General features: G+C 28.8%; 15 protein-coding genes and 1 pseudogene. 11 read left to right on the top strand and 5 right to left on the bottom strand.

Going from position 1 to position 20,341, the window contains the following annotated elements:
* Positions 1 to 596 (top strand): annotated as a pseudogene (locus Q0649_RS01005) (flotillin family protein); the annotation flags it as partial.
* A gap of 165 nt (positions 597 to 761) precedes the next feature.
* Here Q0649_RS01005 and Q0649_RS01000 read toward each other — a convergent pair.
* A complete protein-coding gene (locus tag Q0649_RS01000; protein ID WP_298836335.1) occupies positions 762 to 1,187 on the bottom strand; it encodes a hypothetical protein in 426 nt (141 codons plus the stop codon).
* A 172-nt stretch (positions 1,188 to 1,359) separates the two neighbouring features.
* Between Q0649_RS01000 and Q0649_RS00995 the strand changes: the two genes are divergently transcribed.
* Both Q0649_RS00995 and Q0649_RS00990 read left to right on the top strand, forming a co-directional pair.
* Positions 1,360 to 2,946 (top strand): ClC family H(+)/Cl(-) exchange transporter, encoded by a 1,587-nt coding sequence (locus Q0649_RS00995; protein WP_298836333.1) that lies wholly within the window; start codon positions 1,360 to 1,362, stop codon positions 2,944 to 2,946.
* An 18-nt stretch (positions 2,947 to 2,964) separates the two neighbouring features.
* Complete coding sequence (locus Q0649_RS00990; RefSeq protein WP_298836331.1) at positions 2,965 to 3,588, top strand: GGDEF domain-containing protein; 624 nt, start codon at positions 2,965 to 2,967, stop codon at positions 3,586 to 3,588.
* An 82-nt stretch (positions 3,589 to 3,670) separates the two neighbouring features.
* Here the strand turns inward: Q0649_RS00990 and Q0649_RS00985 are convergent, their stop codons facing one another.
* Complete coding sequence (locus tag Q0649_RS00985) at positions 3,671 to 4,252, bottom strand: NUDIX hydrolase (RefSeq protein ID WP_298836330.1); 582 nt, start codon at positions 4,250 to 4,252, stop codon at positions 3,671 to 3,673.
* A gap of 305 nt (positions 4,253 to 4,557) precedes the next feature.
* Between Q0649_RS00985 and Q0649_RS00980 the strand changes: the two genes are divergently transcribed.
* The 5 genes from Q0649_RS00980 (at position 4,558) to Q0649_RS00960 (ending at position 13,381) form a co-directional block, all read left to right on the top strand.
* The gene (locus Q0649_RS00980; RefSeq protein ID WP_298836329.1) at positions 4,558 to 4,950 is read left to right on the top strand and encodes a hypothetical protein; all 393 of its coding nucleotides are present in this window, start codon (positions 4,558 to 4,560) and stop codon (positions 4,948 to 4,950) included.
* A gap of 220 nt (positions 4,951 to 5,170) precedes the next feature.
* The gene (locus Q0649_RS00975; protein ID WP_298836328.1) at positions 5,171 to 6,100 is read left to right on the top strand and encodes a vgrg protein; all 930 of its coding nucleotides are present in this window, start codon (positions 5,171 to 5,173) and stop codon (positions 6,098 to 6,100) included.
* A 281-nt stretch (positions 6,101 to 6,381) separates the two neighbouring features.
* Complete coding sequence (locus Q0649_RS00970) at positions 6,382 to 9,519, top strand: insulinase family protein (RefSeq protein ID WP_298836327.1); 3,138 nt, start codon at positions 6,382 to 6,384, stop codon at positions 9,517 to 9,519.
* A gap of 92 nt (positions 9,520 to 9,611) precedes the next feature.
* Complete coding sequence (locus tag Q0649_RS00965) at positions 9,612 to 12,863, top strand: DEAD/DEAH box helicase (RefSeq protein WP_298836326.1); 3,252 nt, start codon at positions 9,612 to 9,614, stop codon at positions 12,861 to 12,863.
* A 77-nt stretch (positions 12,864 to 12,940) separates the two neighbouring features.
* Positions 12,941 to 13,381, top strand: a complete 441-nt coding sequence (locus Q0649_RS00960; protein WP_298836339.1) for a DUF2383 domain-containing protein — start codon at positions 12,941 to 12,943, stop codon at positions 13,379 to 13,381.
* A gap of 37 nt (positions 13,382 to 13,418) precedes the next feature.
* Here Q0649_RS00960 and Q0649_RS00955 read toward each other — a convergent pair whose 3' ends face one another.
* On the bottom strand, positions 13,419 to 14,126 hold the full coding sequence (locus Q0649_RS00955; RefSeq protein ID WP_298836325.1) for a lipopolysaccharide assembly protein LapB: 708 nt from the start codon (positions 14,124 to 14,126) through the stop codon (positions 13,419 to 13,421).
* A gap of 231 nt (positions 14,127 to 14,357) precedes the next feature.
* On the opposite strand from Q0649_RS00955, the gene Q0649_RS00950 reads away from it, so the two are divergent.
* Together Q0649_RS00950 and Q0649_RS00945 are read left to right on the top strand one after the other, a co-directional pair.
* Positions 14,358 to 15,524: an ABC transporter permease gene (locus Q0649_RS00950; RefSeq protein ID WP_298836324.1), complete on the top strand. Its 1,167-nt coding sequence runs from the start codon at positions 14,358 to 14,360 to the stop codon at positions 15,522 to 15,524.
* A complete protein-coding gene (locus Q0649_RS00945; protein ID WP_298836323.1) occupies positions 15,517 to 16,203 on the top strand; it encodes an ABC transporter ATP-binding protein in 687 nt (228 codons plus the stop codon). Before Q0649_RS00950 ends, Q0649_RS00945 begins: the two co-directional genes overlap by 8 nt.
* A gap of 87 nt (positions 16,204 to 16,290) precedes the next feature.
* Here Q0649_RS00945 and namA read toward each other — a convergent pair whose 3' ends face one another.
* Positions 16,291 to 17,334: an NADPH dehydrogenase NamA gene (namA, locus tag Q0649_RS00940; RefSeq protein ID WP_298836322.1), complete on the bottom strand. Its 1,044-nt coding sequence runs from the start codon at positions 17,332 to 17,334 to the stop codon at positions 16,291 to 16,293.
* 280 nt (positions 17,335 to 17,614) lie between these two features.
* Here namA and Q0649_RS00935 point away from each other — a divergent pair, with 280 nt between their 5' ends.
* The gene (locus Q0649_RS00935; protein ID WP_298836321.1) at positions 17,615 to 18,721 is read left to right on the top strand and encodes a DEAD/DEAH box helicase; all 1,107 of its coding nucleotides are present in this window, start codon (positions 17,615 to 17,617) and stop codon (positions 18,719 to 18,721) included.
* A gap of 103 nt (positions 18,722 to 18,824) precedes the next feature.
* Here the strand turns inward: Q0649_RS00935 and Q0649_RS00930 are convergent, their stop codons facing one another.
* Positions 18,825 to 20,069: an HlyC/CorC family transporter gene (locus tag Q0649_RS00930; protein ID WP_298836337.1), complete on the bottom strand. Its 1,245-nt coding sequence runs from the start codon at positions 20,067 to 20,069 to the stop codon at positions 18,825 to 18,827.
* Between the last annotated feature and the right edge of the window lie 272 nt (positions 20,070 to 20,341).

The following is a 20,341-nucleotide window of genomic DNA, read 5'->3' as shown; positions in this document are numbered from 1 at the left end:
TAGAAGTTGCTGATAATAAGGGTAAATCTGAATTAAGACTTGCTGAGCAGTTAGCGTTTAAAACTCAAAAACTTGCAGAAGCTGACAAATACAAGAGAACTCAAGAAGCAGATGCTGAGAGATATACAAGGGAAGCGCAAGCTGCAGCGGAGGCGAAGACTATTGAACTTACCGCTGAGGCTAATGCGAAACAGGTAGAATTTCAAGCAAAAGCAGAATCATTTAAACTTGAAACAGTTGGAAAGGCAACGGCTCTAAATATTAAAGCAGTAGCAGATGCTACTGCAGAGCAAGAAACAAAGGTAGGAATTGCAAAGGGAGCTGCAGCTAAGGCTTTAGTTGAGGCATATGGTGGCCCAGATTTACAAGTTAGGCAAAGTGTTATGATAGCATTTGCAGAGGCGTTAAAGATAAGTAAATCTCCACTTGTACCTCAAACTATTATAATGGGTGGAGCTGATGGAAAAACACCTAATGCAATGGAAGGCATAATGAGTATGGTACTTGCAAATATGGCAAGCGAAAAAGGTTCGATAATACCTAAAAAAAATGAGAACACAGACGTTAAAGATGTAATAAAACCACAAATCAAATAGTAAACTTGCAAAGAAAATCCAGTAAAATAATGCAAATTATTTTATTGGTTTTTTTATTAAGAAATTTTATTTTCTCTTTTTTTCTTTTTTATTTCTTCCCAGTTTAAGTTGTTTTAATGATAATTAGCGGATTATTTTATCATACTAATGCGGATAATAAATGAATTACAGCTTTATATACGATCTTGTTAAATAGTTGTATTGGTTTCTATTGCTTTTAATATGATTATCAAATTCTTCATTAATGTGTTGTTGATTAAATTCAACTAAAAATTTGTAAACCTTTCGTAAAGCTACTTTTTTATATGTTATGGTGTTTTTTTTATACATTTTTATATACTGCAAATAAAATTCATATTGACTAAAGCTTTCTTTACTTAATATAGAAAATCTATTCACACTTTTTGAAAAATACCAATTAATATATTGTTTAACATCTTTAATATATGCATCAATTGTAAATTTTCTTTTGTATTTTACTTTTAAAAAGCATTCAAAGTAATGAATAATGACATAACAATCAGATTTGCTTTGAAAGGAGTCTTTCTCAATTATATTTAAAATTTCTATAATATTATACTTAGCAAACATTAAATGTAATTCACCTCCATTTTTATATTTGTGTTGCAGATAGTTTAGCATATATATATATAATAACATATATATGTTATTATATATATATGAATAATTTAGTTATATATTTTATATAATTGAAAGATATTAACAACATAACAATTATTTTATCTAGTAATGGAGGCATAAAATGGAATCAAAAAACAAACACAATACCTATAATTCCTTATTCAACTGGCACAGTCTTAGATTAAAGCTCGTGTTTGAAGGTATAGGGATAGGTATTATTACAGGTTTATTAGTTGTACTGTATCGTTATACGCTTGAAAAAGCAGGGATTTTTGTAACTTATGTTTACAAAGCAATATCTATAAATCCGGTACTTCTTTTACCGTGGATTGGAACTTTAATAATTATAGGATATATTGTAGGATTAATGGTTAAACATGAACCAATGATTAGTGGAAGTGGAATTCCTCAAGTGGAGGGTGTTTTACTTAGAAAACTACATATGAATTGGTGGAAAGTCATAATCGGTAAATTCTTTGGAGGGGTTCTTACAATAGGATCAGGTCTTTCATTAGGAAGAGAAGGTCCCTCTGTTCAATTAGGTGCTGCCGTTGGTCAAGGGTTTAGTAAGGTATTTAAAAGAATAAAGATCGAAGAAAAATATCTTATGACTAGTGGGGCTAGTGCAGGACTAGCAGCTGCATTTAATGCTCCACTTGCTGGAGCAATGTTTGCACTAGAGGAAGTTCATAAAAATTTTTCACCCTTGATTTTCCTTTCAGCGTTATCTGCGGCATTATCAGCAGACTTTGTAACTAGTGCTCTTTTGGGCCTAAAACCAATTTTTGTTCTTAAGGGCCTAACCATATTGCCACTTAAATATTATTTTTATATAATTATATTAGGGATTATCATTGGTGGTTTAGGTGTTTTATTTAATAATATTCTTTTGAAAACCCAGGATCTATATGCATCCCAAACATGGCTTCCAAAAGAAATGAGAATTGTAGTACCATTATTAATTTCAGTTGTTCTTGGACTTATGTTACCACAAGTTTTAGGTGGAGGTAATGAACTTATAACTTCACTATTTACTGGAAATCCAACGTTAATAATTTTAGTTGTTTTAGTCTTTGTGAAATTTTTATTCACTATGGTGTGTTATGGATCAGGGGCACCAGGAGGGATTTTTCTACCTCTTCTTGCCATCGGGGCTTTAATAGGAAATGTTTATGGAATAACACTTGTGCATTTTGCAAATTTCAATAGTATTTATATTAATAATTTTATAATACTTGCTATGGCAGGATATTTTACAGCTGTAGTTAGAGCACCTATAACAGGAATTATTCTACTTACTGAGATGACAGGTTCCTTTAGTCAATTACTTTCTTTATCTGTTGTATCTATTGTTGCTTATATTGTGGCTGATATTTTAGCATCAAAACCTATTTATGAATCATTACTTGAAAAGTTTCTACATAATCAAGGCGAAAAGATATCCTTCGATAATAAGAGAAACAAGTCTATATTAGAGTTTGTAGTTTGTATGGGATCATCATTAGATGGAAAACGAATTAAAGATGTCAATTGGCCATCGCATTGCTTATTAGTAGCAGTTAAGCGGGGAGAACATGAAATACTTCCAAAAGGATCTACCGTTATCTTCCCCGGTGACTATTTGATTGTACTTACAAATGAGGACAGAGTTGCTAAAATGAATGATGCTCTAATAATAATGACGTCCAGTTCTGAAATTTTAAAATAAGTATTTAAAGGAGGATTTATGAGGGATAGAGTATTAATTTCCATGGAAGAAATATCATCAAAGGCAAAAGAACTAATTAAAAATAATGAAGGTCCGTTTAGCGTAGTAACTTGTGATATTGATAATTTAAATAATATAAATACAATTCATGGAAACGCTGTGGGTGATGAAGTGATTGATAAGGTTATTTCTATATTTAACAACAATTTATCTGATACAGATTTAATAAATAGAAGTGGTGATGAATTTACCTTATTACTTGTAAAAAAAGGTGCAGAGAGAAGCTTTATGGATTTAGAAGAAATAAGAAGATACTTATCAGATAATACCTTTGACTTAAAAACATTAACTACAACAGTAAATATTAATATTACACTAAGTTTTGGGGTTGCTAGTTATCCACGCGATTCGAAAAATGTTATTGATCTTTTTAGAGTTGCCGACAGTGGGCTTTTTAGAGCTAAAAAAGGAGGCAAAAATAGAATTTGTCTTTCAGAGGCAGAAAGTATGGTACTAAAATCAAGTTATTTCACTAAAACCCAACTTGATAGGTTATCTGAACTCTCTAAGGCGAATGATAAAACTGAAGCTTTTCTTTTGAGAGAAGCACTAGATAATCTATTTAAAAAATATAATAGATAAGGTTCACAAGTTATTAAATGTATAATATAAATAAAAAACAATTCCATTATAATAAATTAAATTTATTATGATGGAATTGTTTTTATTTTAATATAAAGTTCTGAATTGAAAGAAAAGCTTTAATATCTATCTTTTCATTAGAATTAATTAAAAGCTTAGCTTCTTCTTTTGATAATAGCATAACTTCAATATCCTCATCAGGTTCTAGATAATCTTTTGATATTTCTCCCTGACAAGTGCAATATACTAGGGCAGCAGATTCATCTGTCATACCCGTCGAAATGTATGCCTGTGATTTTGTATTAGAATAATCAATATTAATTAAATCAAGTCCTGTTTCTTCTTTTAGTTCACGACCAACAGTAGTTTTAAAATCTTCACCAGGATCAATAAGTCCAGCAGGGATTTCATAAACATAATCATTAAGAGGGACTCTGAACTGTTTTATAATCACTAATTTATCTTCAGCTATGTGAGTTGCTATAATTATAACAGCATCTATAGCACACTCTGCTTTATTAAAATAGATATTATTTAATGTATCTAGGTTTTTTCTAGAAGCTATAGTCCAATTTTTGTATTCTCCGTTTTTGTTAATATAGTTTGCATCGTAGAGCTTCAAATATTTTGTGTCTGCGAGTGTTGTAATATGTTTTATACTCATTATTTCATATCCTATCATATTTTATTTTATGAACAAGTAGATATATCTACAAGACTTAAAAGTGATTTTTTATAGTGGATTAATATAATTTCTCATTCATATATACATAAAATAATAATAGCACTTTAAAATGGAAATAACAATGGAGCAAAAGTAGGAAATAATGCTATAAAAGTGAATATGTTTATATAATGGTTTTAACAATTAATAGAAAACAAAACAGAGGTTTGTTATAATATTTATGAAAATAAAATTATAATGAATAATAGAAAAATTACATATACAAGTTACGGAGGCGAAAAAATATGTTTTATTTTGTTGGAGATATAGAGAAAAACGTTATGAACGCAAATTGCTTTAAGGAAATTCCGTTTTTAGAAGAAGCTATATATAATATGTCGTTAGAAAAAATGGTTAAAGAATATGAAAATATAAAAAAGTGGTTCATAATTAAAAAAATGGCTAATAATTTTCAAAGTAAGGGTGTTGCTGGAAAAGAATTAGAGTTTTTTCTTATAGATGATATTCCTTATGAAGAACTGGATCATACTCATGATGTTTTACATAATAGAATTAAACAAAAGATGGGATTACAATTTGAAGAATATGAGTATATTTTAAAATTAAAATTAAGTGGGACATGCTCTAGAATATTATTTAATATTAAAGTGAAAAATATTCTAAAAGAATGGAATTAGATTAAAGTATCTAAATAGATAATTAAAATAAATTGTATATATTATTTAATATTTATCGTTTACATAATGGGCATTGTTTTGCATATTATTCATACTTAGTATAATATGTGTAAAAGAACTATTATTATTCTTATAAGAATTTAATTTTAAGAATAAAGTTAATTTTGAAATACACGATAATAAATATATAGAAAAAATTTATTTAAAATGGGTGATAGTCATGGCATTATCTTCAGATATTATATTTAATAGGATGTTGAACCAATATGTATTAAAAATGAAAAATGATACTACAGACACTAATACAAGTACAAGCAGTGTTAATCAGGAAACGGAAAATCAAAAAATATTATTTCAAACTATGCTTATTCAGATGATGGATAGTTCAGGAAATTCAATGATTACAGAGATTATGTCTAATGCAATGTCTAATGAAAGTTCTAATGAAAGTTCTTATAGTTTAGATGATGCATTAAAGTCACTGAGTAACTTTAATTATACAATGAGAAATGCGGCCCAATCATTGTCAAATGATAATAATGATAATGGATTAGGGCTTACTGCAGCTAAATATGAATCTAATCTTAATCCAGCAGCAATAAGTAGTACACCAGGTGATTATGGCGGAAAATCTTATGGGGCATGGCAATTTTCATCCAAGAGTGGTTCTTTAGATTCATTTATAAGCTCACTACAAACAAAAGATAAGGTGATTTATAAAACGCTAACAGAGGCTAAAGCCAAAGATGGTAATAAATTTGGAGAAAATTTTGATGCAGCCTGGACAAATATTGCATTATCTAATAAAGATAAATTTCTAAAATTGCAGCAAAGTAGTATAAAAGGAAATTATTATGATGTAGTAGCATCAGATTTAAAGGAAAAGTATGGTTTTGATATAAGTAAGAAAAGTGATGCTTTAAAAGAAAGTTTACTGTCTACAGTAGTTCAACATGGGGTTACAGGTGCTTTATCAGTATTCTCAAAACTTAATTTGAAAAATAATGATAAGAATATTATTAACGACTTATATAATGAACGTCAAAAGGTTGATGTTTATTTTAGAGATAGTTCACAAGCTGTAAAGCAAAGTGTATACAATAGGTTTACAAAAGAAAAGAAGGATATGCTTAATATGTTAAATGCATAATTTACTTAGTTTGACTACCAAGTTTAATTGATAGGTTAATATGGATAAGTTTTAAGGAGCTAAAATATAAAAAAATCTAGTAGAGGTAGGCTCTGCTAGATTTTTTTGTTTTATAAAATACTAAACATAAAAAATAAAATTAAGAAAAAACTTATAAATATCAATAATATAGTAGATATACTAATTATTGTCTCGAATATAAAAATACAAATAAAACATACTATTTATAACATTGAAAAACAATAGTTATGTAAGGATTTTTATATTTGAGGGGGAACAAAATGAGAATGAAAAGATTTACTAAAAAAATATCTATACTGCTTGTAACAGCATTATTTATAAATATATTTAGTAATGTTCTAGGGATGCAAGTGGCGCTAGGTAAGCAAGTCATGTCAGGAGCACAAACCGCATTAGGAGCACGAATTGTACAAGATACACAGGGGTCACAGTTAAAACTTAGCAATACTAAGGAGATAATTAGTGGCACGAAAGAAATTAAAGTTGGTGATAATATATCAGGGTTTGTTCTTGAATCTAAAAGATGGCTTTCAGATATACAATCTACCTCTATGATATTTAAGCATAATAAAAGTGGAGCGAAATTAATTTATTTACAAAATGAGGATGAAAACAAGGTATTCTCTATAAGTTTTAGAACACCAGTTAATGATAATACTGGTGTTAATCACATTATTGAACATTCTGTCTTATGTGGATCAAAGGATTATCCTGTTAAAGACCCATTTTTAATTATGACTAAGCAATCTCTAAACACATTTTTAAATGCTTTTACAGGTCCAGATTTTACAATGTATCCAGTAGCTAGTAAGAATGAAAAGGATTTTAATAATTTAATGAGCGTTTATTTAGATGCAGTATTTTATCCTAATATATCTAAGGATCCAAAAATACTTAAACAAGAAGGATGGCATTATGAAATTAATAGCAAAACTGGTAAACTAAATTATAATGGGGTTGTATATAACGAGATGAAAGGTAGTTATTCTTCACCACAAGTATTGCTATCCAATGCTATTAATCAATCGCTTTTTAATGATAATTCGTACAAATATGAATCTGGTGGTAATCCTGAAAATATACCAGATTTAACATATGAAAAATTTATAAAGACTTATAAAAAATATTATGTTCCATCAAACAGCTCTATATATTTATATGGGAAATTAGATATTTATCATTCGTTAAAATTTATGAATGATAAATATCTGAGTAAAGCAAAACGAGTAAATGTAGACAGTAAAATTAAATTGCAAAATAGATATGAAAAGAAAGTTGAAAAAACATTATTATATCCTGTAGCGAAGGCTGCAAGCACATCAAACATGACTTATTTATCATCTAATTATGTGATTGATAAGGTTCCAAATGCGCAGGATATTTTAGGATTTCAAATACTGCAAGAAATACTTTTAAATACTAAATCATCACCGCTTAGAAAAACATTGGTTGAGAATGGCATTGGAACAAACGTTTATGCCAGTTATAATCCATCAACAATGCAACCAACTTTTAGCATAATTGCAACTAATGCAAATGAATCACAAAAATATAAATTTAAAAATCTTGTGGATGATGCATTAAAGCAAGTTGTGAAAGATGGTTTTGATAAAGAAACTGTAAATTCGGTATTAACTGCTTTAGAATTAAGTTTACGTACTCAAAATTCAGATGCAAATAGAGGAATGAATTACATGCTAGCTGCTTTGAATTCCTGGAATTATGATATTAGTCCAACAGAGTATTTAGAGATTACTCCTTCTCTAAAAAAAATAAAATCTAAATTATCTGATAAGTACTTCGAAAAGTTAGTACAAAAATATTTGTTAGATAATGAACATAATTCATTGGTTGTGTTAAAACCATCAAATGGATTAAATGAGGTAAAAGAAGAAGTGTTAAAAAATAAGTTAGAAGTTTATAGAAAATCATTATCACAAACCCAATTAACTACTATTAAAAAAGATTCAGACGAATTAAAAAAGTGGCAGGGGGCAGTAGATACAAAAGAAAATTTATCAAAATTACCAGTGCTAACCCGCAAAGATATAAAACTAAAAGAAGAGGAAATTCCAACAATAGAAAAAATAGAGCAAGGTACAAAAGTATTAAGTCACCCAATGTTTACTAATGGCATGACTTATTATAATTTATATTTTGATAGTGCAAATGTTCCTCAAAATAAGGTTCTATATCTAAAACTACTCGCTAGTATTTTAGGTAATGTTAACACAGAAAAATATAATTCTATGCAAATATCAAATAGAATGATGAAGTATACAGGTGGTATGGTTTTTAATTCAACGGCATTTAAGAGTAATGTTAATAGTGATGAATATGTGCCTAAAATGAGTATTAGTTCAAGCTCAATTAATAGTGAATTGCCAGAAGCGTTTGATCTAATGGGCGAGATAATGAATCATAGTATATTTAATGATAAGTTACGCATGAAGGCTTTAATTAAAACATTAAGAGTAAATTATGAGTCAATGTTTGTTAATCAAGGAAATACTCTGGCAATAAATCGTACATTATCTTATTTATCTAGTAGCGGTAAGTATAAAGACCTAAATATTATTCCTTATTACAATTTTCTTTGTGATTTAGATGATAATTATGAATCACGCGTTGATGAAATAACAACTAATTTAAATGATGTTAGTAATATTGTATTTAATAAGAAAGGATTAGTTGTTAGTTACACAGGAGATGAGGCAAATTATGAAAAATTCATTTATAATTTCAACAAATTCAAAGAAAAAATTAATGATAAGAAATTTACTAAACAAGTTTATAAATTTGATTTTTCAAATAAAAACGAGGCATTTATTATTCCATCTCAAGTGCAATATGTGGTTAAGGCTGGAAATTTTAAAAAATTAGGATATAACTATAATGGGCATATGAAAGTTCTTGAAAATATTTTAAACAGTGATTATCTATGGAAGGAACTTAGAGTAAAAGGTGGTGCTTATGGTGGTTCTATGAGTTTCACGAAAGATGAAGTATTACTTTATTCTTATCGTGACCCAAATTTAAAGGAAACATTGGATACATTTGATGGGGTAGTAAAGTTTTTGAAAAATTTTAGGGCAGATGATAAGGAAATGACTAATTATATAATAGGAACTATAGGAAGCATGGATTCTTTAAAAGGGCCGTATGCTAAAGGAATATTAGGTGATAATATGTATTTCTCAGGTACTACACAAAAGGACATCCAAAAAATACGTGATGAGGTATTAACAACGACGGCCAGTGACATAAGAGAATTAGCAGATCTTCTAGATGTAGTAATAAAACAGAAGTTGCATTGCGTTGTTGGAAGTGAAACTAAAATAAATGATAATAAAAATTTATTTGATAAAATAATAGTGCCTATAAAAAAACCTAAGTAGTCCTTTAGAAAAGAACATAGAATGAAGATTTTATGTTCTTTTCGAATTTATGGTATAATTAGAGGATTATAAAATTTATTTAGGGAGAAAATATGTTGAATGAGGATATGATATTACAAATATTTAATGAAGGAACAAGTGGTAATAATGGATCAAAAGGGCAAAGAGTTCTTAATAATGATTTAGTTTCTTCTATTGATATTACAAATGTAGATAAACTAATAAGTGTAGATGGCAATGTAATTTCAGAGAAACTTTTTAATGAATATCACACAAAAATTGAAGTTGATGCAGACAGAAGAGGTATTTTTTCTACATTTTGTAGTTGTGCTGATTTTGAAAATAATGAGTTTAAAAAAGAAAATTATTGTTGTAAACATTTGGTTGCAACATTTTATAAAGCATTAGAGGACTTGGCGAACCACCCTCTTTTAAGAGAAGATGATGTGGTAAAACCAATTACATATAAGAATAAAAGTAATATATTATCTATGCTTTTAGGTGATGAAAAACAAAAGGATGAGACTAAAATAGAGGTTTATATAAATAAAAACCAGTGGACTAGCGACATTACAGCTGAATTTAAGATAGGTCTAACTTCTATGACTTCAAGTAATCTTTATGTTTTAAAAGATATTAACCACTTTATATTAGCATGTTATAATAATATTCCTATAAGTTATAGTAAAAATTTCACATTTAATATGAAAGATCAAAAATTGAGTACAAAAGATAAAAGGCTTATTGACTTTATTGAAATGTTAAAGACCATAGAGGGAGAACAAAGAAATATTCATAGAAGTGAAGATCGATATGTGGATGGGAAAGTCATAAAAATACCTCAATATTTGATAAGAGAGTTTTTTGAAATTATAACTAAGCATAGGGTTTATTTAAATGACGGTTTTTTTTATAGACCAGTTGATACAGAAATTTTATATGAAGCTCCACCCCTTGATTTTGATTTGAAATTGATTAAAGATACTTATGTACTAAAGTCATCAAGTGGAATGCCAATTTCTTTAGGATCTAAGAATGATGTATTCTTGTATGGAAGCAATATATATCTTCCTGATTATGATTTCTGCTATAAAATAAATCCATACCTACACATTTTTAATGAGGCAAAAGTTGTAACTATGGAGAGCATTGACGAAGAGACTATATTAAGGAGGTTAATTCCAAATCTAAATCTTTTATCACCGAGTGTTGTGTTGTCTAAAGCTATTAAGGATAAAATAATAATGGCTAAATGTCAAATTAGTTTCTATTTTGACCAAATAGGGAAAGATATTACATTAACTTTAAAGGTTAAGTATGGAACGTTTGAGTTTAATATTTTTGAGGATTGTGATGAAAAAATTATATATAGAGACTCTAAAAAAGAGGCTCAGGTGATAGGAGTTTTAAAGGCGTTAGGGTTCGCCCAGATAAAGAATATATTTTATTTTTTAAGAGAAGAAGATTATATATTCAAATTTTTTAAAAGTGATATAGGAGTGCTTCAAGAAAGGGGAGAAGTATATTATTCTCAAAATTTCAAGGGCATAAAATCCTTAGGGACTAAAGGAATTAGTGGGAATATTAAAAGTGGAAAATATAATTATTTTGAAATGGATTTTAAAATAGGGGACATTGAGCCAAAAGAAACTACTCATATTTTGCGAGCGTTTAGGAATAACATCAAATATTACAAACTAAAAAGTGGTGAGTACCTTGATTTAGAGGAATTAGAGCTCAATAAATTTTTAAAGCTTTTAGATGTGATAACCCCACCTAACAGTTTTGATAATCATATTGAAATATCAAAAGGTAAAGGTGTTTTCTTAGATAGCTATTTAGAAGATAATAATATTAGATATATAAAAGGTAAAAAAGAACTAGAAGAGGTACACAATAAACTCAAAAACATTGAAAAATTGAATTTTAATCAGCCAGATGATTTAAAAGGTACATTAAGAAAATATCAAAAGGTTGGATTTAATTGGTTTAAAACATTAGATTATTTAGGTTTTGGTGGAATACTCGGAGATGAAATGGGACTTGGTAAAACTCTTCAAGCGATTACTTTTATATTATCAAACAAGAAAAGTAAGAGCTTAATTGTAGCACCTACATCTCTTATATATAATTGGATTAGTGAATTTGAAAAGTTTGCACCTACATTAAAGGTAGCTGCAATTAGTGGACCAAAGGATGAACGAGTAGGGGTAATAAAAAACATAGAGAAATTTGACGTCGTTATAACAACATATAATCTATTAAAAAGGGATTTAGAAAATTACGCGTCATTAGAGTTTGATTACTGCATAATAGATGAAGCTCAAAATATTAAGAATCCACATTCTCAAAATGCAATAGCAATTAAGGAGATAAAAGCTAGGACAAAATTTGCATTGTCAGGTACTCCAATAGAAAATTCAGTAATGGATTTGTGGTCTATATTTGATTTTATAATGCCAGGATACTTATATGATGAAAAAATGTTTAGTGTGAGGTATCATAAGAAACTTAAGGCAAACCCAGAGGTGCTAGAGGACCTAAATAGACTTATAAAACCATTTATTTTAAGAAGAAGAAAAAAAGATGTTTTGAAGGAATTGCCTGATAAAATAGAAAAAACATTAATGGTTAATTTAAAACACCAGCAAAAAAAAGTTTATAAGACATATGCAAACCATGCAATGGAGCTTATTAAAAATAAGGTAAAAAATGATGAGTTTAAGAATAGTAAAATAGAGATACTTTCATATATTACCAAGTTAAGACAATTATGTTTAGATCCTGCTATATTATTAAATGATTATAGTGGAGGAAGTGCAAAGATAGAAGCTCTTGTTGAACATCTTCATAAATGCGAGGATGAGCAGCATAAAGTACTCGTTTTTTCGCAATTCACATCTGTACTTAAAAATATACAAAAAAGGCTTAGAGCAGAGCAGATTACATTTTGCTACTTGGATGGTTCTGTGCCATCTAAAAAGAGAATGGACTTGGTAGAAACATTTAATGAGGGAGAAGATTCTGTATTCTTAATAAGTTTAAAAGCTGGAGGAACGGGACTAAATTTAACTTCAGCAGATGTAGTAATTCATTTCGATCCTTGGTGGAATCCAGCTGTGGAAGAACAAGCTACTGATAGAGCCCATAGAATAGGACAAAAAAATGTGGTTAGTGTTATAAAGATTATAGCCAAAGGGACAATAGAGGAAAAAATTCTTTTGCTTCAAGAAGAAAAGAAAAAGCTCATATCAGAGCTTATGGGAGATGAAATGGCTAGTGGCGAAGGATTTACAACGTTAAGTGATGATGAAATATATGGTTTATTTGAGATGAAGGAATGATTATAAAATATTTTATAAAGTAAAACGTATAACAAAATAAACTAATGCTCACAATAAACTGAGGTGAGATTATGGTTATAAATAATGATATAAAAGAAATGAATAAATTTTTAAAGGGAATTCATATGGGTGGTGCTACTTTTAAAGATTATTTGGGTAAAGTTAAGGATCCAGAACTTAAAAAGGAACTTTCTCAAATTATAGAATCCTTTAAAAGGCATGAAGATGCAATTACTAATAGAATAGAAAAGTTGGGTGGTAATGCAACAGATACTCTTGGAATAATTGGTACCATGGCAGAGGTTGTTGAGAAAATTAAGCTTGTACCTGCAAGCAATGATGTTGAAGTTTGTAAACACGTTGAGGCTGCAATTAAAATGGGAATTAAGCAGGGTAATAAGTTTATAGAGCAAAATAAGGATTTAGATGATAGTTTAATGAGAGAGGTAAAAGCCGTTGTATCCGATTATGATATACATTTAAGAAAAGTACAAGATTCGATGTACATGTTTAAATAATTAATTACCCCTACCTATAATAAGTAGGGGTAATTAATTATTTAATGTCCAAATACATATTTTTCAATACGTTATAATGACACTTATACCATTCGTTTTTAGGTTCTATTTCATATGCTTTTTCTGCAAATAACAAAGCACTTACGCTATTTCCCATAACTACGCATACTTCAGAAGCTCCAAAATATGCAATGCTCCTAGTGTTATCAAGGCAGATTGCTCTATTATAGAGTTGAAGAGCCCCTACTTTATTGGATAGAGAGAGTAAAACATTGGCTTTGCCACATATAGCATCGTAAAAAGCAGGATTTAATTTAAGGCAAACATTAAAACAGTCTAATGCCTCTGTAAAATTATTGAGAATAGCTAAGAACTCTCCTTTTTTCAAATAGATGAAAACATCTTTATTATCATTTTCAAGAAGCTTTTCGCAATAAGAAATGCATTTATCAAAGTCCCCTGTTAAATCGTTTATTTCAATTAATTTCCAGTAAGCATTAGGGTCATTCGGAACTAATCTAAGATAATCTTTTATGCATTTTTCAGCATCATCAGCTTCATATAGTTCTAGAAGAGCATCAGATTTAGCAAAATATGCTAAAGAATATTTATTGTTTAGTAAAATTGCCTTATTATAATTTTTAAATGCTTTATCAATCTCTCCATCATTAAATAGTCCTTTGCCTTTTTCTATATATTGTTTAACTAAAGTTTCATCACTTATTAATTTAATAATGCGTTTCATTAAAATGCTCCTTTCAATTGTAATATCACATTATAATTATTGACACAAAAAAAAATGGTATACATATGGTTGATATTTTATAATGAATTTTATTAAAGATTAATATTTACAAATCACAAAATATATTGTATTGTATAATTAATAATATTATTTAATAAAAAGTGTTGTGTAATTAACAGTATTATATTAGTGTATTATACAACTTGAAAATTCTAGAGAGGAGAAAAGGAAATGAATTTACCATTTAAAATTGCTGTACGATTTTTAAAGTCTAGTAAAGGACAAACATTTCTAATAATTATAGGAATAGCTATTGGTGTTTCAGTGCAAATTTTTATAGGTTCACTTATACAAGGATTGCAAAAAAGTCTAATAGATAAAACTATAGGAAATTCTTCTCAAATAACTATATCCTCTAATAAAGATGATAAAACCATAGAAAATTGGGAACAAAAAATAACGAAAGTAAAAGCGACAGATAGTAGAATAGAAAAAGTATCACCGGCCGCTGATTCGCCTGCATTTATCAAATTTAGTGATAAAACTGATCCAATAATTATAAGAGGTTTAAATTTAACGGATGACAAGGACTTGTATAATATAAAATCTAAAATATATCAGGGGAATATTCCAAAGAAATCATATGAGGTACTAATAGGAAAGAACTTACAAGAGGAGTTAAATCTAAAAATAAAAGATAAAATTTCGTTAGTTACTTCAAATGGAAATACTAAAGAAGCCGTAGTAACTGGTTTTTATGATTTAAAAGTAGCAAATATAAATAAATCATGGGTTTTAACAAGCCTTAAGACTTCACAGGATATATTTGGTTTTAAAAATAAGATAACTTCTATAGAAATGAAGTTGAATTCAAAAGATGTATTTAAGGCCGATGAAATTTCAACAAAAGTGAAGGAAAATTTGTCTGATAATAATATAAAAGTTGAAAACTGGAAAGACCAAAATGAAGAATTACTTGGTGGCCTTAATGGTCAAAGTGTATCTAGTTTGATGATACAGGTATTTGTACTTATTTCTGTAACTCTTGGAATAGCAAGTGTGCTTGCAGTAACAGTGGTTCAGAAATCAAAACAAATTGGAATTCTTAAAGCTATAGGCATAAAAGATAGAGATGCTAGTAAAATTTTCTTGTATGAAGGACTTTTACTAGGAGTAGCTGGGGCAATACTTGGAATAACACTAGGTATTACGCTTATGATAGGATTTACGAGCTTTGCTTTAAATCCTGATGGTACACCAATAATAGCACTTTATTTAGACTATAAATTCATTGCTATATCAGGGGTAATAGCAGTGCTTTCGGCAACTATAGCTGCTTTTATACCAGCAAGAAACTCATCAAAATTAGAACCAATTGAGGTGATTAAGAATGGCTAATATTATTACATTAAAAAATGTAAATAAAATTTATGGGTCAGCTGTTAAGACTCAAGTTTTATTTGATACAAACTTAAGTTTTGAAGAAGGATCTTTTAATTCAATTATAGGACAATCAGGAAGTGGCAAAACTACTTTATTAAATATTATAGGAACATTAGATAAACCGACTAGTGGAGAGGTTTATCTAAATAATCAAAGAACAGATAGTATGAGTAAAAATGCTTTAGCTGCTCTTCGAAATAAGACTATAGGATTTATCTTTCAATTTCATTATTTGTTACCAGAATTTACTGCTTTAGAGAATGTGCTTATCCCATATATGATGAATAATCCAAAACCACCAAAAGAAATTATAGAAAGAGCCAATGAACTTATGAATATGGTTGGAATTTATAAAGTTAAGGATAATTTAGCATCAAACATGTCGGGTGGACAACAGCAAAGAACTGCTATTGCTAGAGCTTTAATCAATAACCCTAAAATAATACTTGCAGATGAGCCGACAGGAAATCTAGATTCCGAGTCAACAGAGAATATCTATACTATACTTAAAGATATTAACCAAAAATTTAAGACTACTTTTATAATTATTACACACGATCTAAGGATAGCAGAAAAAACCGATAGGATGATTGAAATAAAAGATGGAAGAATTAATATGGACAATAAAATATAGTGCTTTTAAAATATAAATCCCAGTAGAATGATAATTTATTCTACTGGGATTTATATTAAAGTGAGTCTGTTTTAATCCCAATTTATGTTAGAATCCATTTTTATTTACTTTGTTGCTTCGTTCATATTGTATAGGCCACTTGATATTATCACCTAATTGATTGGCGGCTGCAAATGCCCAATATGGATTTCTTAAAAGTTCTCTTCCTAAATACACCAAATCTGATCTTTTATTGTTTAATATTTCTTCTGCCATTAAAGGTGAAGTGATAAGACCACCTGCTATAGTTGGAATATTGCATTGTTTTCTAATTGTTTCAGAGTAACGAATTTGATATCCTGGATAGGTAAATATTTTTGCAGGTACAGTTCCTCCAGAACTAACATTTATTATATCTATACCCATATCTTTTACAAGATTTATAAGTGATGATGTTTCCTTTGCGTTGTTTCCACCTTTTTCGTAGTCAACAGCTGATACTCTTAATTGTAGTGGTTTAGTTTCAGGCCAAACTGTTTTTACAGCTTGTATAATTTCTTTTAAGAATCTTACCCTATTTTCCTTTGTACCACCATATTCATCTTTTCTTTTATTGGTAAGTGGAGATAAAAATTCATCTATTAAGTACCCATGGGCACCATGTAATTCTAACAAATCAAATCCGGCCGTTAACGCTCGTTTAGCAGCATCTTTAAATAAATCTATAGTAGTAGTAATATCTTCTTTTGTCATTTCATTTGGAAGCCTATAATCGTCATTAAAAGCTATAGGGCTGGGAGCTATAATTGGATATGAAAGAGTTTCAGATTTTCTTCCAGCATGATTAATTTGAATTCCTATTTTAGATCCATATTTATGACATTCATCAACTATTTTTGATAGATTTTCAATATGGTTATCAGACCATATACCTAAATCATTATCAGTTATACGACCGCCGGGCTGAATTCCTGTTGATTCTATTATGATAAGACCCACGCCACCAATGGATCTAGTTGAATAATGTATAAGATGCCAGTTGTTTGCTAAACCATCTTCATCGTTACAAGAATCCATGCACATTGGAGCCATAACTATTCTATTTTTTAAATCCATATCTTTTATTTTAAAATTACTAAATAATTTTGACATTATTAATCGCCTCTTTCGTTATATTATAAATATATTATTTGTAGTCTAGAAGTAAATATTAGTGGAACATCGACTATGTGTACATAAGTATAGCATTATATATATAATAGTAAAGTATGTAATTTACTATTAAAAGATTGTAAATATAAAATGCATTTTATATAATCCTTTTTATTATAATTAATGTCTGTTATAATTAAATGGTTTGTATAAATAGGTTTATATAAACAAAATGTATAAAAAATAATAAAATAATTTTGAAATAGAAAGGTAAATAAAAATGATAAAGTTTAAAAAATTAGGGCTTAATGATGATATTCTAAGTATGATTAAAATTCAAGGAATAACTGAGCCAACTCCAGTTCAAGAAAGAAGTATTCCATTAATAAAGAAAGGCTGCGATATTATAGCAGAGGCACAAACAGGTACTGGAAAGACACTTGCATTTCTACTTCCAATGTTTGATAATATGTCAGAAGATATCGATACAATCCAAGGATTAATAGTGACACCTACAAGGGAACTTGCTATTCAGATAACTGAGGAAGCAAAGAAAATCGACGGAATTAAAAAGTTAAATATTTTAGCTGCTTATGGTGGTAAAGATATTGGGGCGCAACTCAAAAAACTAAAAGGAAATATTCATCTTGTAATTGCAACACCAGGTAGATTACTAGACCATCTTAGGCGTGGTACTATAAAACTTGATAAACTTAAGACTATAGTGTTAGATGAGGCAGATCAAATGCTACTTATGGGATTTAAAAATGACATTGAAAATATTTTGGAAACAACACCTAAAAACAGACAGACTTTATGTTTCTCAGCAACTATGAGCTCAGATGTGAAAAAAATGGCATATAAGTATATGAATGATCCTATAGAAGTAATTATTAAAAAAGAAGAAGCAACACTTAAGAACATTAAGCAATTTTTAATAGAAACTACAGACAGAAAAAAACAAGAAGATTTATGTAAGGTAATGGACGCGCATAATCCGTTTATGGCTATCATATTTTGTAGAACGAAAAGAAGAGTTGATGAACTTGAGGTAGCCCTTTATAAAAAAGGGTATAATTGCAAAAAATTACACTCTGATATAACACAATCAAAGAGAGAAAAAATAATGAGAGATTTTAAGAAATGTGATATCCAATATTTGATTGCCACAGATGTTGCTGCTAGAGGCCTTGATATAAATGGAGTAGATCATGTGTATAATTACGATATGCCAGAAACTGTGGAGAGCTATATTCACCGTATTGGTAGAACTGGTAGAGCTGGAGAGGATGGATATACCTATTTATTTTCAGCGCCAAAAGACAAATTTCTTTTAGATGCTATAGAAAGAAAATTGAAAAGTCCAATTCCTAGAAAAATATTGTAGTAAATAATTTAAAACAATATAGAAGACCTAATGCTAATTTTAATAAGCATTAGGTCTTCTTGTTTTTTGAGAAATATTGTAGATTAACGCTGTAGGAGATAATTTAAGTTATAACTTTTAATGTTCCTATACGGTTTTTACTTACTTCTTGCACAATAAATTTTGTATCATTATAATTTATTGTTTCACCTGTTTTTGGAAGCCGACCAAGTAGCCCTGTAACGAAACCTCCTATTGAGTCAAAATCATCTGATTCAATATTTAATCCTATCATCTCATTAACCATACTTATTTTAGTATCACCAGCTACAATAAATTCATCTTCTTTGATAACTTGTATTTGGTCTGCATCGTCGTCATATTCATCATCTATATCTCCAACAATCTCTTCTACTAAATCTTGAAATGTAACAATTCCAGCAGTACCGCCATATTCATCAAGTATAATTGATATAGGAACTCGTTTTAGACGCATATCTGCAAATAAATCTGCAGTGATCTTAAATTCGTAGGTAAAGTAGGGTTCTCGCATATGTTTCTCTATTTTAAATTCATCTTTTCCATCTTCAAAGAAAATCAAATCTTTAATATATAAAACTCCAATGATATTATCAATAGTGTCTTTATAGATAGGAAGTCTTGAAAATTGTTCTTGCCTAAAAATATTTATAAGTTCTGCGTAGGTTGAGTTTGAGTTAGCTACAATCATATCCGTTCTTGGGGTCATAACATCTTTTGCTTGTGAATCTCTAAAGTCAAATACGTTATAAATCATTTGCTTTTCTTCGCCTTCAAGAACTCCTTCTTCATGACTTACACTAACCATAGTTTTCAATTCTTCTTCAGTAATAAAAGGTCTTCTTTTATTAACTTCACCACCAAGTACTTTTATTATTGAATTTGTAATATAAATTAGTAATGTGACAAGTGGATTTAAAATGAAAGTAATTACGCTTAATGGTTTAGCAATTTTTAAAGCTATTTTTTCAGAGTTTTGTGCAGCTAATGACTTTGGTGTTATTTCTGCAAAAATTAATACAAGAATTGTCATTATAATAGTTGCAATAGCAACCCCGGAATCTTTATAATATGTAATTGCAAGAGAAGTTGCTAGCGCAGAAGCTCCAATATTTGCTATGTTATTTCCTACTAAAATACCACCTAAAAGTTTACTTGGATTTTCAAGTAGTTTATTAATAATGTTAGCACCTTTTATTTCTGATTCTACCATATTCCTTAACCTTATTTTACTTAAGGTCATTAATGCAGTTTCAGAAGCAGAGAAAAAGGCTGAACATAATAATAAAATTATTAAACATATAATTTGCCATGTACCACCAGGGACCATAATATATTTCACGCTCCTTAAAAATTAACATAAGAAAATTATATCATAAAATCAAACAAAATAAAAATTTTTATGATTTGTATGTATCAATATGGTATCATATCATTATACTATATAATAAAATAATAATTATAAGAAAAATAATAAAAATAATTAATCATATTTTAAAATATGGGGAATATAAATATATGTAGGTATTTAAAACAGAAGGTATCCATTTGGAAACTAAAGTTCTTAAAAGTATCTACTTGCAAAAAATGAGTTTACAGTCT

Origin of the sequence: uncultured Clostridium sp., from assembly GCF_937920395.1 — a bacterium.
Classification (GTDB): domain Bacteria; phylum Bacillota; class Clostridia; order Clostridiales; family Clostridiaceae; genus Clostridium_AD.
Note: the sequence above shows the minus strand (reverse complement) of the source record. Positions and strands in the feature narration are given on the sequence as shown.

Bases quoted from the DNA above. Each gene is read 5' to 3' on its own strand.
- Q0649_RS01000 (WP_298836335.1), bottom strand. From the start codon at position 1,187: ATGTTTGCTAAGTATAATATTATAGAAATTTTAAATATAATTGAGAAA.
- Q0649_RS00995 (WP_298836333.1), top strand. From the start codon at position 1,360: ATGGAATCAAAAAACAAACACAATACCTATAATTCCTTATTCAACTGG.
- Q0649_RS00990 (WP_298836331.1), top strand. From the start codon at position 2,965: ATGAGGGATAGAGTATTAATTTCCATGGAAGAAATATCATCAAAGGCA.
- Q0649_RS00985 (WP_298836330.1), bottom strand. From the start codon at position 4,252: ATGAGTATAAAACATATTACAACACTCGCAGACACAAAATATTTGAAG.
- Q0649_RS00980 (WP_298836329.1), top strand. From the start codon at position 4,558: ATGTTTTATTTTGTTGGAGATATAGAGAAAAACGTTATGAACGCAAAT.
- Q0649_RS00975 (WP_298836328.1), top strand. From the start codon at position 5,171: ATGGCATTATCTTCAGATATTATATTTAATAGGATGTTGAACCAATAT.
- Q0649_RS00970 (WP_298836327.1), top strand. From the start codon at position 6,382: ATGAGAATGAAAAGATTTACTAAAAAAATATCTATACTGCTTGTAACA.
- Q0649_RS00965 (WP_298836326.1), top strand. From the start codon at position 9,612: ATGTTGAATGAGGATATGATATTACAAATATTTAATGAAGGAACAAGT.
- Q0649_RS00955 (WP_298836325.1), bottom strand. From the start codon at position 14,126: ATGAAACGCATTATTAAATTAATAAGTGATGAAACTTTAGTTAAACAA.
- Q0649_RS00950 (WP_298836324.1), top strand. From the start codon at position 14,358: ATGAATTTACCATTTAAAATTGCTGTACGATTTTTAAAGTCTAGTAAA.
- Q0649_RS00945 (WP_298836323.1), top strand. From the start codon at position 15,517: ATGGCTAATATTATTACATTAAAAAATGTAAATAAAATTTATGGGTCA.
- namA (WP_298836322.1), bottom strand. From the start codon at position 17,334: ATGTCAAAATTATTTAGTAATTTTAAAATAAAAGATATGGATTTAAAA.
- Q0649_RS00935 (WP_298836321.1), top strand. From the start codon at position 17,615: ATGATAAAGTTTAAAAAATTAGGGCTTAATGATGATATTCTAAGTATG.
- Q0649_RS00930 (WP_298836337.1), bottom strand. From the start codon at position 20,069: ATGGTCCCTGGTGGTACATGGCAAATTATATGTTTAATAATTTTATTA.